Raw genomic sequence first — 13,113 nt, 5'->3', positions numbered from 1 at the left:
CTCTCGGGCGGCGGCTTCACCGCGGCGGCGGGCGGCCGGTCTGCCGAGTCGCCCGCCTTTCGCGATGGCCCGTTGGTGACTCGCTTGAAGGTGCGGAGTCAATTCACCGAAAGCGGTTGCCGGCCGAAACCCCGCTCATACAGATACCCCTGTGGGAAAGCTGTTGGCGAGCCTTACGCCGGCTTATGCCCGCACCCGCTTCAACAGCGCCTCGACATGGGCGATCGGCGCGTCGGGGGTGATGCCGTGGCCGAGATTGAAGATCAGCGGGCCTTGCCCGAGATTTTCGAGGATCCGGTCGACGCCCTCTTCCAGGGCCCTTCCGCCGGCGATCAGGCGCAAAGGATCGAGATTGCCCTGGACGGCGCCCTTTGCCTGGAGACCCTTGGCGAAATCCATCGGCACCTGCCAGTCAAGTCCGACCGCGTCGATGCCGGTCTTTTCCCGGTAGGTCGACAGAAATGCCCCGGCACCCTTGGCAAAACCGATGATCTTGGCGTCGGGCTTTGCGGCCCGCACCTTTTCGACCATCCGGCGCACCGGCCCGATCGCATAGGCCTCGAAGCTCGCCTCATCGAGGACACCGGCCCAGGAATCGAAGATCTGGACGCAGTCCGCTCCGGCCGTCAGCTGGCGGATCAGGTAGTCGGCGCTCATCTCGGCGAGGAGGTACAGAAGCTTTTCCATCGCCTCGGGATGGCGATAGCCGAACAGCCGCGCCGGCGCCTGGTCGGGCGTGCCGTGGCCGGCGATCATGTAGGTGGCGACCGTCCAGGGCGCACCGCAAAAGCCGATCAGCGTCGTTTCGGCGGGCAGCTCGTCCCGCAGCCTCGCGACCGTCGCGATTACGGGCGCCAGATGAGTTTCACCCCGGCTTGGGTCGAGGCCTGCGATCTCGTCTTCGCGGATCGGCGTCAGTTTCGGTCCCTCGCCGGTGACGAAATGGAGCCCGCGATCGAGAGCATCGGGGATCACGAGAATGTCGGAGAACAGGATCGCCGCATCGAAGCCGAAGCGACGGATCGGCTGCAGAGTTACCTCGGTGGCAAAATCGGGATCGTAGCAAAGATCGAGAAAGCCGCCGGCCTTTGCCCGGGTCTCGCGATATTCTGGAAGATAACGCCCCGCCTGGCGCATCAGCCAGACCGGAGGGGGATAGACCGTTTCCCCGGCGAGCACCCTCAGGAGCTTTTTCTCTTCCATAGGCAGCGATCTCCCAATCTTAAAAGAATCCATCTTAAAGAGATTTGATGATTCTTAGAGTCGGTGGATAGCCGGGATTCACACCGAGCGCCAATTTTGACCGATCATCGACGGCTTTGACGCAAGGGCGGGGAAACGCTCTTTCACCGGGCGGTGTGAAGTTCGGGGAGGCGCGGGATTCGGCAAATGATCAAAAGGGCTTGCCGATCATGGCTTGGCCGGCGCCGATGTCGACCGGTCGTTGATTTCGCAAGATGGCTTGACGGGGCTTTGCCACAGATTCGCCTGGCGCCGCTCACAAGGCGAAATCGATGAGAGATTGTGGACAGGTGACGGTTTGATGAACAGGGACACAAAGCCCTGCCGGCAAACCCATCGGTTTACACCAGGCTTCCCACAGGCCGCCGAGAATCCCGTGCGTTCCGTAAGCTTTGGCTTGCCACGGGAAGGAGAATCGAATCCCGCCCCTTGGGTCTTCCCTGTCACGGGGCTATCAAGCATCCCGAATCGTGAAGATTTCACTAAAAAGGTACCGATCCATGCCCAAAGGTATCGTGCTCGCATCCGGCAGCGTCCATCGCCGCGAGCTTTTGAAGAATGCCGGTGTCGATTTCACCGTGCGACCGTCCGAGCTCGACGAGCGGGCGATCGAGGCGCCGCTTCTTGATAGCGGCGCGACGCCGGAGGATGTCGCCGCCGTTCTGGCCGAGGCGAAGGCGACCGATGTTTCGCAGAACCATCCCGGCGAGATCGTGATCGGCGCCGACCAGACGCTGGCGCTCGGCGATCGCGTCTTTCACAAGCCGCCGACGATGGAGGAAGCGCGGCGCACGCTGCTCGCCTTGTCCGGCAGGACCCATACACTCAACAGTGCGGTCGTCCTCGTCGAGAACGGCGTCGTGACCTGGCAGCATGTCGCCGTCGCGAGACTGACCATGCGTGAACTCGATCCCGGCTTCATCGGGCGCTACCTCGCCTCGGTCGGCGCGAGAGCCCTGACGAGTGTCGGCGCCTATCAGATCGAACGGGAGGGCGTGCAGCTGATGGAGGCGATCGACGGTGATTTCACCACGATCATCGGATTGCCCATCCTGCCGCTCTTGAAGGAATTGCGGGCAAGGGGGGAGATCGATGGCTGAAAGGGACGATGACTGGACGCCGTCTCCTTATGTGAGCGGCGCCGACCGCCCGCGCGGCGAGGGCTCGATCTTCGATCCCGCCAGCCGGCCGGCGGAGAGGGAAGGGCAACGCGCCTTCATCACCGGCTGGCCGGTCTGGCATTCACGCTCGCCCCTCATCCACGGCACCTGGCTGAAGGAGCTCGGCCTTCCCGGCTCCTATGGCCGCATGGGTGTTCCGCCCGAAGAGATCGACGCGTTTTTCGCAACGCTCGGCGAACAGGGTTACGTCGGCGGCAATGTGACCATTCCCCACAAGGTCGCGGCCTTTCGCGCCGTCGAGCGGCGGGACGGCGACGCCGAGGCGATCGGCGCCGTCAACACGCTGTGGTTCGAGGGGCAGAGCCTCGTCGGTGGCAACACGGATGCCTATGGGTTCGCGGCCAATCTCGATGAGCGGCTCAAGGGCTGGACAGAAGCCGAGACGGCGGTCGTCCTCGGGGCTGGGGGTGCTGCCCGCGCGGTCGTCCACGCTTTGTTGTCGAGAGGCGTGAAACGGGTGGAGATCGTCAACCGGACCCCGTCGCGGGCGGAAGAGCTCGCCGCGCGGTTCGAGACGCAGTTTGCCGGGCGCATCTTCGGCCATGGCGAGGAGGCGAGAGCGGCGCTCCTTGCCCGCGCCGATCTCCTCGTCAACACCGCGCCGATCCCCGAAAGGGACGCCGATGACGAGACCCCCGACTGGTTCCCTGAAAGGCTGCCCGACCTCGGCGCTCTTCCCGACCACGCGCTCGTCACCGACATCGTCTATTCGCCGCTGATGACGCCTCTCCTGAAAGCGGCCGAGGCGCGCGGGCTCGCCTTTGCCGACGGCCTCGGCATGCTTCTGCATCAGGCGGTGCCCGGCTTCGAGCGCTGGTTCGGCCAGCGGCCGAGTGTTTCCGATGCTTTGCGCGAAAAGCTCGTCGCCGATATCGAAAGCGGACGCTGAGGATGAGGCAGGACGTGGATGACGAGAGACCATCCGGCTTCCATCTGGCGGTCGAAGGTCTTTTCCAGCGCTATTCGGAAGGTTTCGAAGACGGCGACGTCGACAAGGTGGTGGATTGTTTCGCCTATCCGGTGACGATCTGGCAGCATGGCAGGGGCACGGTCTTTGCCGATGCCAACGAGATGGCCGAGAACGTCGTCGCCTTGTTCGGGGTCTTCGACAGTGAGGAGATCGCCCGGTCCGACTTCGTCCTTCTCGAGGCGGTTCCATCCGGCAACGCCGCCTTCGTGGTCCTGTCCTGGACGCAGGAGCGGCGCGACGGCGAGGTGGCGGCGATGTTCACCTGTCGCTATGCCCTTCGCCGCAACGATCTCTCCGGCCAGTGGCTGATCGCGCTCGTCGTCAATGACGAGGAGGTCTCGCTGCGATGATCATCGTCGGTCTGACCGGATCGATCGGCATGGGCAAGTCGACCACCGCCGCGCTTTTCGCCGAAGCGGGGCTGCCGGTCCATTCGGCGGACGAAGCCGTGCACGCGCTTTATTCGGGCGAGGCTGTGCCCGCGATCGAGGCGGCTTTTCCCGGCACGGTGCGGGAGGGTTCGGTCGATCGGGCCCTGTTGTCCGAGCGGGTCGTCGGGAACAAGGCGGCGATGGAAAGGCTGGAAGCGATCGTCCACCCGCTGGTGCACGCGGCGGAGCGAGATTTCATTCAAGGGTCGGAAAAAGCCGGGGCGCCAGCCGCCATTCTCGACATTCCGCTGCTCTTCGAGACGGGGGCGCAAGCGCGCTGCGACCTAGTCGTCGTCGTATCGGCGCCCTTCGCGGTCCAGACGGAGCGCGTGCTCGCGCGAACGGGCATGAGCGCGGAAAAATTTCAGGCGATCCTCGCCAAACAGATGCCGGACGCGGAAAAGCGCGCCCGCGCGGACTTCGTCGTCGATAGCTCGACCGGGATCGAAGACGCCCGGCGCCAGGTTGCGGCGATCTTGGAAAAAATCCTGAAGTGAAGTGACGGCCGGGACCCGTCATGAGAGGGCCGTGCGTCCGAACGGACGCCAGCGTGCGCGACATTCTCGTCTTACAGCGCGTATCGAGTGCCTGGCACTCCGGGATTGGGCGTCCGCTTTTATCGCGCTCGTCATGCTCGGGCCCCGTCCCGAGCATCCAGTGCGCCGATGAAGCTTCTGTTGTGTCAAGCGTTTCTGGATTCTCGGGACGGAGCCCGAGAATGACGAAGCGTCGAATGATGCGGCTTCCCGATCAAGCCGTGGCCGGCCCTCGATGATCGTGTTGTGCGTCCAAACGGACGCACAAAGGACGCTCTGACATCTTCAATCACCGCATCGTGCTTTTCCAGAAATCGATCCCGATTTCGGGCCGATGCCGTAACGGACCCGGCGCGTCGAAAGGCTCAGCCCTTCTTCTGGTCGATCACCGGAGCAGTCGGCGCGGGCGTGACGTCGCCGGTCGACTGGTCGGCGGTGACGATCGGCGTCATCGGCGCTTCGGCCGTGACGTCCTTCTTGAAGCTGCAGGCAAGAGCGCCGGAAGCGCTGGCGAGGACGAGGCCGGTGGCCGCCGTCGCGGCGAGAAAGACTTTCATGAGTCGCATTCTCCGTCTGCGGTTTCGATGGTCTGAATGCTAACCGACAAACCCTGCCGCGCAAGCGGCACAACCACACGGCGGAATCACTTCTTGGTGTCGTCGGCGTCGCTCTCCCTTGGGGCTCCGGCCGGTTCGGGGCGGGATGGTGCGCCCGATTGCGCGGCTTCCGCGTCATCGAGGTGCGGCCGGGCAGGCGCTGCGCCGACGGGCGCCGGGACCCGGACGAGGCGATATCCGCGTGCCCGCAGCAGGGCGACGAGGCCCTTTTCGCCCGGCAGATGCAACGCTCCGACGGCGACGAAACTGCCGCCCTTGCTCAAAAACGGCTCCAGCCTGTCCGCCATGCGCAGGTTGCGCTCGGTGATCACCTTCTCCTCGAAGGCCGCATAGCCCTCGCCGGCGCCGACCATCATGCCGCCGTCGGGCACGGCCGCCTCGATCGCCGGCATGATCGTCGAGACGTGTTCGCGAAGATAAAGGTCGATCATCGTCTCGAAGATGTCGTCGAGGCGATCCTCGGCCGAAAGCAGCGCGACGAAACCGTCGATCTGCTCCTTCATCGGGATCGCCGCCATGCTGCGCAGCTGCTCGCTCGCCGTTTCCAGACCTTCGACAGGGATGCCGGCTGCCTTCGCCCGTGCAGCCAGGCTGGTGTCGAGGACGATGGGCATCCCGCCGGATGTCTTGGCCATGCAGGCGGGCAGCATGAAACCGGACGACAGGAACCAGGGCTGCAGCCGCTCGACCGCCTGGAGCGGCACGCCCTTGGCATCGAGCATCCGGGCGAGCTTCTGCCTGTCGGCGGGTTTGAGAAAATCGCCGAGGGTCTGGCCCTTTGGAAGCGTCGTCAGCGCCGGATCGGCAAACATCGCGCCGGCCATTTTCATCGGATCGAGAACGTCCGTCGTCTCGATGACGAGACGTTGGCTGTCTTCGAAGGCGCGATCGATCGGCTCGGGCAAGGCCAGGAGACGCGGATCTCCCAGATGCATGGTGCCGAGAAGATAGGAGGGCGCGAGGCCGGCTTTCTCGATCCTGAAGAACCGTCCCTCACCGTTCGAGACCTTGGCGGCCTTCGCCTCGACCGATGCCATCGCGCCGCTCTGCGACAGGGCGGGCATGAGGCTTTCGCCCCGGCAGGTCGTTTCGGCGGCGATCGCTGCCGTCGGCGCGAAGGACAAAGCGGCAAGAACTGCAAGGACTGGCAGGCGGTCGATGCGAGGGCGGCGGTTTGCAGAATGGCGGCGGAAGAAGGCCGTCAGGGTCTTGATCAAGTTGATGCTCCTTTTGCCGCGTCGCCTTTGGCGAGGATCGTCTCAGCCGCGGCGGCGGGCGCGCGGATGGGCATCGCGATAGATGGACATCAGCCGGCCGGCGTCGACCGCCGTATAGTTCTGCGTCGTCGACAGGCTTGCATGGCCGAGGAGATCCTGGATGGTGCGAAGATCGCCGCCGGCCGAAAGCAGATGGGTGGCGAAGGAATGGCGCAGCGCATGGGGCGTTGCGGAAGCGGGAAGCCCGAGCGCTCCGCGCAGACGCGCCATCCCCCGCTGGACGATCTGCGGCCTCAGTGGCCCGCCCCTTGCGCCGCGAAACAGCGGCTCCTGCGGCGAGAGCGCAAAGGGACAAAGCCGGCGATATTCGCCGACCGCCTGCAGCACCGCCGGCAGCAGCGGCACGATCCGCGTCTTGCCGCCTTTGCCCAAAATCGGCATCGAGCGGGCGGCTTCGTCGCAAAGCGCATCGCCGGGAAGGCTCAGCGCCTCGGAAATGCGCAGGCCGCAGCCGTAAAGAAGCGTCAGGACGGCGACGTCGCGGGCGGCGATCCAGGGCTCCAGCGCGAAGCTGCCGGCCTCCTCGGCGACTTCCAGCGCGTCGTTGACGGCGAGCGGCCGGGGCAGCGATCTGGCAGCCTTGGGCGCGCGCATCGCTCGCGCTCCGGCGGTCGAGGCGAGGCCCTTCTTTTCCAGATGCTTCAGAAAGGCGCGAACGCCGGAAAGATTGCGCCCGAGCGAGCGGGCACCCGCCCCGTCGCGCCGCCGTCCGGCGAGAAACGCCCGCAGGTCGGTGGTCTTGAGGTCGGCCAGATCGGCGATCGTCGCCGGCCGCGCATGATAGTCGGTGAGGAACACCAGAAACTGGCGAAGATCGCGTTCGTAGGAGGCAATGGTGTGAGGGCTGGCATTGCGCTCGTTTTGAAGCGTCGCCAGCCAGGCGGCCTTTTCTTCGAGGAGGTCCCGGCTCGCATGGACGAGAATGGTGCCGCTCATTGTCGCAGACCTCGATGGTTCAAGCCGCAGGACCCGCCCGATTCGGGCGAATCGCTCCGGGTTTTCGCGCGATATCCGGTGATGGGCATGAAACCATCGACATCTCAAAAGAGTCTTTCCCATGAACGGCCGGGACCCGTGGCCTCGATTTGGTTCACGCATGCACCAAATGGGTCACCATCATCGGGCTTCGGGCGGGACAGTCTCTTTCAAGGAGAGACCGGACGCTCGCCCCGATCCTGTTTCAACGAAACGACGGAGACAATCATATGAAACGTCATGCAACCGCGATCTGGAAGGGCGCCCTTGCCGATGGAACCGGCGCCATCACCACCCAGTCCGGCGCCCTCAGCGACCACGGCTATTCCTTCAAGGCCAGATTCGAGGACGAGAGCGGCAAGTCGGGCACCAACCCCGAAGAGCTCTTGGCCGCGGCCCATGCCGGCTGCTTCGCCATGCAGCTGTCCCACATGCTCGCCGAGAACGGCACGCCGGCCGACGAGCTGAACGCCAGGTCTGTCGTCAGCGTCGAGCAGGAGGGCGAAGGCTTCGCCATCAAGAAGAGCGCGCTCACCCTCGAGGCGAAGGTCCCCGGCATCGAGGCCTCGGCCTTCGAGGCGCTTGCCAACAAGGCCAAGGAAAGCTGTCCGCTGTCGAAGGCGCTTGCCGCCATCGAGGTCACCCTCGACGCCAAGCTGGTCTGAGCGCAGACATCAATGCAAATCGCCCCGCATGGCTTTTGACCATGCGGGGCGATTTTCAAGAGAGCGTGTCGCCGTTTCCGGATCAGACCACGTCGACCATCGTCTCCCGTGGCCAGTGGCGCAACTTTCGGCATTGCGCGATGAAGGCCTTGGCCTCCTTTGCCGAGGACATCGAAATGCAGCCCTCGTCGAGATCGTCCTTGATCCCGGCCTTTTCGAACAGCGTCATGGCTTCGGGCGAGTAGGCGATGAACTTGCAGTGGGCAAAGGCGTCGGTGACGAAGTCCTTCGCCGTCGCTTCCTTCGACAGAAGCGTTGCCCCGTCTTTCGAGACCAGAACCGCCACTGCGTCGTAGAGCATCGAGGGGCCGCCATCGATCTTCTGCTTGGCTTCGACGAAGCCGCCGTCGCTGGTCGTCACGCCGCCGACCATCGGCGCCACGATTTCCATCATCGCTCCTTCCGCCGCGATCGCCGCCTTCAGCCCGTCGAGGAGCGCGGTATCGACGCCGTCGCTGACGAGGATGCCGATCTTGCGGCCCTTGAAGCTGTCCGGCCCGTTGAGGATGATCGACAACTTGTCGGACTTGGCGAGATCCATGATGGTGGGACGCGCCGCCTTCGCGGCCGCCGGCATTTCCTGCAACCTCAGACCGTCGGCAACGGTTTTCGCCAGATCCTCGTCGACATTGCGCAGATGGGCGACGACGTTCGACCGGATCGCCATGGTCTCGACCTTTGACAGCTCGAAGACGAAGGCGTTGCCGATGTGGGTCTGCTCGGTTTCGGTCTGCGACAGGTAGAACTGCCGTGCCTGGCTGTAATGGTCGGCAAAGGTCTCGGAGCGGACGCGCGCCTTCTGGCCGGAGATCTCCTCGGGATAGCTCGAGAACCCGGCTTCCGGCGCCTCGCGCGGACCGCCCTTTTCGCCGCCCCAGGAGTTCGGCTCGTAATTGGCCCGTCCCCTCGGATTGCGCATCGACATGTGGCCGTCCTGCTGGAAGCTATGGACGGGACAGCGCGGCGCGTTGACCGGGATATGGGTGAAGTTCGGGCCGCCGAGGCGCTTCAGCTGGGTGTCGAGATAGGAAAAGTTGCGCCCCTGCAGCAGCGGATCGTTGGAGAAGTCGATCCCGGGCACGACGTTGCCGGTCTGGAAGGCGACCTGCTCGGTTTCCTGGAAGAAATTCTCGACGCAGCGATCGAGCGTCATTTTGCCGACGATGCGGATCGGCACCTGCTCTTCGGGAATGATCTTGGTCGCATCGAGGACGTCGAATTCGAACTCTTCGGCGAATTTCTCGTCGAACAGCTGCAGGCCGAGTTCCCATTCGGGATAGTCGCCGGCCTTGATCGCGTCCCACAGATCGCGGCGATGGAAATCCGGATCGGCGCCGTTGAGCTTCAGGGCCTCGTTCCAGACCACCGACTGCAGGCCCTGCTTGGGCTTCCAGTGGAACTTGACGAAGGTCGACTTGCCTTCGGCATTGATCATCCGAAAGGTGTGGACGCCGAAGCCTTCCATGAAGCGGAAGGAGCGCGGGATCGTCCGGTCGGACATGATCCACAGTGCCATGTTCATGGCTTCCGGCGTCAGCGAGATGAAGTCCCAGAAGTTGTCATGGGCGGTCTGTGCCTGCGGAAAGCCGCGATCGGGCTCGGCCTTGGCGGCATGGATGAGGTCGGGAAACTTGATGGCATCCTGGATGAAGAACACCGGGATGTTGTTGCCGACGAGATCCCAGTTGCCCTCCTTGGTGTAAAAGCGCGTGGCAAAGCCGCGAACGTCGCGGGCGAGATCGCCCGATCCCTTGTTGCCGGCGACGGTCGAGAAGCGGACGAACATCTCGGTCTTCTCGCCGGCCCGCTGGAACAGATCGGCCTTGGTGATGTCGGCGAGCGTTTCGTAGGTCTCGAAGACGCCGTGGGCGCCGTAGCCGCGGGCATGGACCACCCGCTCGGGGATGCGCTCGTGGTCGAAGTGGAAGATCTTCTCGCGAAAATGCTGGTCTTCCAGAAGCGTCGGCCCGCGCGCCCCGGCTTTCAGCGAGTTCTGGTCGTCTGAGACGGGCATCCCGCCCTGAGTGGTCATGACGGGCACGTCGCCACCGGCGGTCTGGTGGATTTCGCCACCATTGCCGGCATGGAGTGTCTCGCCACGCGATTGCGCGCTGGCTGCTTTGGTCTTTTTTGACATGAGGTGATCCCGGCTTTTCGCGCCACGTTTGCGGCGGTCTCGGACTTCAACGCGTCGAGACGCCGAAAAGTCATGGAAGCTTAGAAGCTATTTGCAGTCGCGCGACTTCGCTTGCGCCGGGCGCAGGCGGCATCCCTGTCGGGACCGGCGGGCGGGTCGTTGCGAAGGAAAATTCGTCGCAGCGTCGGCTTAGCTCATCATTTGCGCCGCCGGCCATAAAGCTCCAGCCGGTGCGAAACGATCTCGTAGCCGAGCTCGCGGGCGATCTCGTCCTGAAGCTTTTCGATCCGCTCGGAGCGAAATTCGATCACCTCGCCGCTGTCGAGGTCGATCAGATGGTCGTGGTGCACGCCGTCGGCCGGCTCGAAGCGGGCCGGGCCGCCTTCGAAGGTGTGGCGCTGGATCGCGCCCCGTTCCTCGAGCACCTTCATCGTCCGGTAGACCGTCGACAGGGAGATCGACGGGTCCTGGCGCGCGGCGCGGCGAAACAGGGCAAGAGCATCGGGATGGTCGTCGCCGCCGGCGAGAATCGCGAGAATCACCCGGCGCTGCCGCGTGATTCTCAGGCCGGCGCCCCGCAGCGCCGCCTCGAGATCGTCGGTCCCGCCATTGTCCCGTCTGTCCGTCATGGTGCTTACGACACTGCCCCGTTCACGCTTTCGTGGCAAACCTCCTGCCCGGTTCGGGCGAGCGTGGCAACAGCCGGCCGCGCCCGGCTGCCTCGCGGCCATGCGCACCGGCCCCCGCCGGGCCGGCCGGCTAGAAGGGTGCCCTCTCCCCTCGTTGCGAGCGAGGGTACCCGGCGCCGCGATCGCCTCTCGAATTCTTTTTGCAAATGATTTGCATTATTATCAAGACGTGCCATGTTGGTCCTTGCGGGCTAGCACGGCCAGCACGGCCAGCACGGCCGGCGCAATCGGCATGGCGACGATGCGTAAAGGGGATGAAGTAGAGATGGCTGCCTTCGAAGACCGGATCGAATCGGCGCCAGGCCTTGCCGCGAACCCGCGGGAGGCCTCACTGGATCAGTCCTACCGCTCGATTTCCGTTCGCGGCGGCTCGCCCTTGCGCCGCTTCATTGGTTTTCTCGGCCCCGGCTATCTCGTCGCCGTCGGCTATATGGACCCCGGCAACTGGGCGACCTCGATCGCCGGCGGCTCGCAATTTGGCTATACGCTGCTGGCCGCGGTGCTTCTGTCCTCGCTGATGGCGATCCTCCTGCAGGCGCTCTGCGCCCGATTCGCCATCGCCAGCGGGCTCGATCTCGCCGAAGCGTGCCGGGAATATTTTCCCCGCTGGCTCTCCTTCCCGCTCTGGATCCTGGCGGAACTCGCCATCGTCGCGACGGATCTCGCCGAGGTGATCGGCACGGCCATCGCCCTGCAGCTGCTCTTCGGCCTGCCGCTGGTCTGGGGCGTCGTCGTCACCGCGCTCGACGTCTTCCTGATTCTCTATCTGCAATCGAAAGGCTTTCGCCGGCTGGAAGCCTTCGTCGCCTCGATGATCCTCGTCATCGCCGTCTGCTTCGTCGGCCAGCTGATTCTCGCCCAGCCTTCGGTCGCGGCGGTGCTGGAGGGGCTGATCCCCTCCCCCGACATCGTCACCAACAACCAGATGCTCTACCTCGCCCTCGGCATTCTCGGCGCGACGGTGATGCCCCACAATCTCTATCTCCATACGGGCGTCCTCCATACGCGGGCCTATGAGCTCGACCACGCGGGACGTGAGCAGGCGATCAAATACGCCACGATCGATTCGTCGGCGGCGCTCGGCTTCGCCTTTCTGGTCAATGCCTCGATCCTGATTCTGGCCGCCGCCGCCTTTTACGGCTCGGGCTCCGGCCAGGTCGACGATCTGACCGATGCCCATGCGCTGCTGCAGCCGCTGCTCGGCTCGTCGCTGGCGCCGATCCTCTTTGCCGTGGCGCTGCTCGCCTCCGGCCTTTCCTCGACCGTCACCGCGACGCTGGCCGGCCAGATCGTCATGCAGGGCTTCTTGAAGCTGCGCCTGCCGATCGTCGTGCGGCGGCTCATCACGCGAGGCATCGCCATCGTCCCCGCGGCCGCGGTCATCGTCGCCTATGGCGAAAAGGGCGCGGCCGAACTCCTGGTTCTCAGCCAGGTGGTCTTGTCGCTGCAGCTGCCATTCGCGGTGATTCCCCTGGTGATGTTCTCGGCCCAGAAAAGGAAGATGGGCGCGCATATGCCCGCCCTGTGGCTCCTCGCCGTGACGAGCGTGATCGCCGTCGTCATCGTGGCGCTGAATGCCAAGCTGGTCTGGGATTTTCTGCATGGCGGCTTCTGAGGCCCGCCTCGGGCCGGTTCCCGGCCTCCACACGCGAGGGCCATCGGGGCCGAGCGACGGGGCGTCTTCGCCGTTCCCCCGCCCATAGTAGGTTCAAGATGAACCGAGGGGCTCTCGCGCATCGGTCAAGAACAGGCTTTTGGGGCGCAGGAGCCTCGCGCGGGAGCCAGGTGCGGTCCGGAAGCCGAAATTAGCCTTCCCTTCCGGTCCGGCCGAAAACGCAGCCCCGGCGGCGACGATCGCCCGGTCGGAGCCGCCCGCGAGGCGAAAAAATCGAATCCTCCGGCCAAAAATTTTCGACGTCGATTCGTCATCATGACCGGTCCATGACGGCCCGAACCCCATGAAACCAGGTATTTTGCGCAAAAACAGCCGGTTTGAGGGGGGCTGAAACTTTTTCAAAAAAACGCGTTGACTTCGAAAACGGGAAGGGCCTATAAGCCGCTCATCGACGGCAGCGGCGCCGCCGGCGAGCCAGACGGTTCGTCCCTGAGGTAGCCGAAACGCAGTCAAACAGGTTCTTCAGACTTCGGTCAGAACTGCAAAATGGGTGGTGATGCGGCAACGCCTTTTCACCCGACGGTCCTTCTTTGGGATCGTGCTCTTTGACATTGTTGGTAGTTGAGACAAGAAAGAGAAGCGTGGGCGGCGGTTGTTTCTGCGGCTTGGCTGGATCGATATCCTTTTCGGTTCTGTCGAGTTTATGGGATGACCCAAG

The 13,113-nt window shown here is 64.3% G+C and carries 13 protein-coding genes; 6 read left to right on the top strand and 7 right to left on the bottom strand.

Annotated elements, in window-relative coordinates; translation table 11 throughout:
- Positions 1 to 183 precede the first annotated feature (183 nt).
- A complete protein-coding gene (gene hemE, locus J6595_RS16240) occupies positions 184 to 1,203 on the bottom strand; it encodes a uroporphyrinogen decarboxylase (RefSeq protein ID WP_209595634.1) in 1,020 nt (339 codons plus the stop codon).
- Positions 1,204 to 1,742: 539 nt separating this feature from the next.
- On the opposite strand from hemE, the gene J6595_RS16235 reads away from it, so the two are divergent.
- From J6595_RS16235 to coaE, 4 genes are read left to right on the top strand one after another with little or no spacing between them, the layout of a single operon-like run.
- Complete coding sequence (locus J6595_RS16235) at positions 1,743 to 2,342, top strand: Maf-like protein (protein ID WP_209595633.1); 600 nt, start codon at positions 1,743 to 1,745, stop codon at positions 2,340 to 2,342.
- Positions 2,335 to 3,312, top strand: coding sequence for a shikimate dehydrogenase (locus tag J6595_RS16230; protein ID WP_209595632.1), 978 nt, complete (start codon positions 2,335 to 2,337; stop codon positions 3,310 to 3,312). The genes J6595_RS16235 and J6595_RS16230 overlap by 8 nt, the downstream gene beginning before the upstream one ends.
- Before the next feature lie 2 nt (positions 3,313 to 3,314).
- Positions 3,315 to 3,743: a hypothetical protein gene (locus tag J6595_RS16225; protein WP_209595631.1), complete on the top strand. Its 429-nt coding sequence runs from the start codon at positions 3,315 to 3,317 to the stop codon at positions 3,741 to 3,743.
- The gene (coaE, locus tag J6595_RS16220) at positions 3,740 to 4,321 is read left to right on the top strand and encodes a dephospho-CoA kinase (protein WP_209595630.1); all 582 of its coding nucleotides are present in this window, start codon (positions 3,740 to 3,742) and stop codon (positions 4,319 to 4,321) included. The genes J6595_RS16225 and coaE overlap by 4 nt, the downstream gene beginning before the upstream one ends.
- A 404-nt stretch (positions 4,322 to 4,725) precedes the next feature.
- On the opposite strand, the gene J6595_RS16215 is transcribed toward coaE, so the two are convergent.
- The 3 genes from J6595_RS16215 to J6595_RS16205 all read right to left on the bottom strand — a co-directional run bounded on the left by J6595_RS16215 (position 4,726) and on the right by J6595_RS16205 (position 7,190).
- The gene (locus J6595_RS16215; RefSeq protein ID WP_209595629.1) at positions 4,726 to 4,917 is read right to left on the bottom strand and encodes a hypothetical protein; all 192 of its coding nucleotides are present in this window, start codon (positions 4,915 to 4,917) and stop codon (positions 4,726 to 4,728) included.
- Positions 4,918 to 5,003: 86 nt separating this feature from the next.
- Positions 5,004 to 6,194 (bottom strand): TraB/GumN family protein, encoded by a 1,191-nt coding sequence (locus J6595_RS16210; protein ID WP_245198579.1) that lies wholly within the window; start codon positions 6,192 to 6,194, stop codon positions 5,004 to 5,006.
- Positions 6,195 to 6,236: 42 nt separating this feature from the next.
- Entirely contained in the window at positions 6,237 to 7,190 is a 954-nt protein-coding gene (locus J6595_RS16205) for a tyrosine recombinase XerC (protein WP_209595628.1), read from the bottom strand.
- A gap of 269 nt (positions 7,191 to 7,459) precedes the next feature.
- On the opposite strand from J6595_RS16205, the gene J6595_RS16200 reads away from it, so the two are divergent.
- Positions 7,460 to 7,894: an OsmC family protein gene (locus J6595_RS16200; RefSeq protein WP_209595627.1), complete on the top strand. Its 435-nt coding sequence runs from the start codon at positions 7,460 to 7,462 to the stop codon at positions 7,892 to 7,894.
- 82 nt (positions 7,895 to 7,976) lie between these two features.
- Here J6595_RS16200 and J6595_RS16195 read toward each other — a convergent pair whose 3' ends face one another.
- Together J6595_RS16195 and J6595_RS16190 are read right to left on the bottom strand one after the other, a co-directional pair.
- On the bottom strand, positions 7,977 to 10,091 hold the full coding sequence (locus J6595_RS16195; RefSeq protein WP_209595626.1) for a catalase: 2,115 nt from the start codon (positions 10,089 to 10,091) through the stop codon (positions 7,977 to 7,979).
- A 197-nt stretch (positions 10,092 to 10,288) separates the two neighbouring features.
- A complete protein-coding gene (locus J6595_RS16190) occupies positions 10,289 to 10,720 on the bottom strand; it encodes a Fur family transcriptional regulator (protein WP_209595625.1) in 432 nt (143 codons plus the stop codon).
- Positions 10,721 to 11,045: 325 nt separating this feature from the next.
- Here J6595_RS16190 and J6595_RS16185 point away from each other — a divergent pair, with 325 nt between their 5' ends.
- A complete protein-coding gene (locus tag J6595_RS16185; protein WP_209595624.1) occupies positions 11,046 to 12,395 on the top strand; it encodes an Nramp family divalent metal transporter in 1,350 nt (449 codons plus the stop codon).
- A gap of 445 nt (positions 12,396 to 12,840) precedes the next feature.
- On the opposite strand, the gene J6595_RS16180 is transcribed toward J6595_RS16185, so the two are convergent.
- Positions 12,841 to 13,113, bottom strand: a 273-nt coding sequence (locus J6595_RS16180; protein ID WP_209595623.1) for a hypothetical protein, incomplete at its 5' end; no start/stop codon positions are given.

This window comes from Jiella mangrovi (genome assembly GCF_017815135.1).
Taxonomy (GTDB): Bacteria; Pseudomonadota; Alphaproteobacteria; order Rhizobiales; family Rhizobiaceae; genus Jiella; species Jiella mangrovi.
Note: the sequence above shows the minus strand (reverse complement) of the source record. Positions and strands in the feature narration are given on the sequence as shown.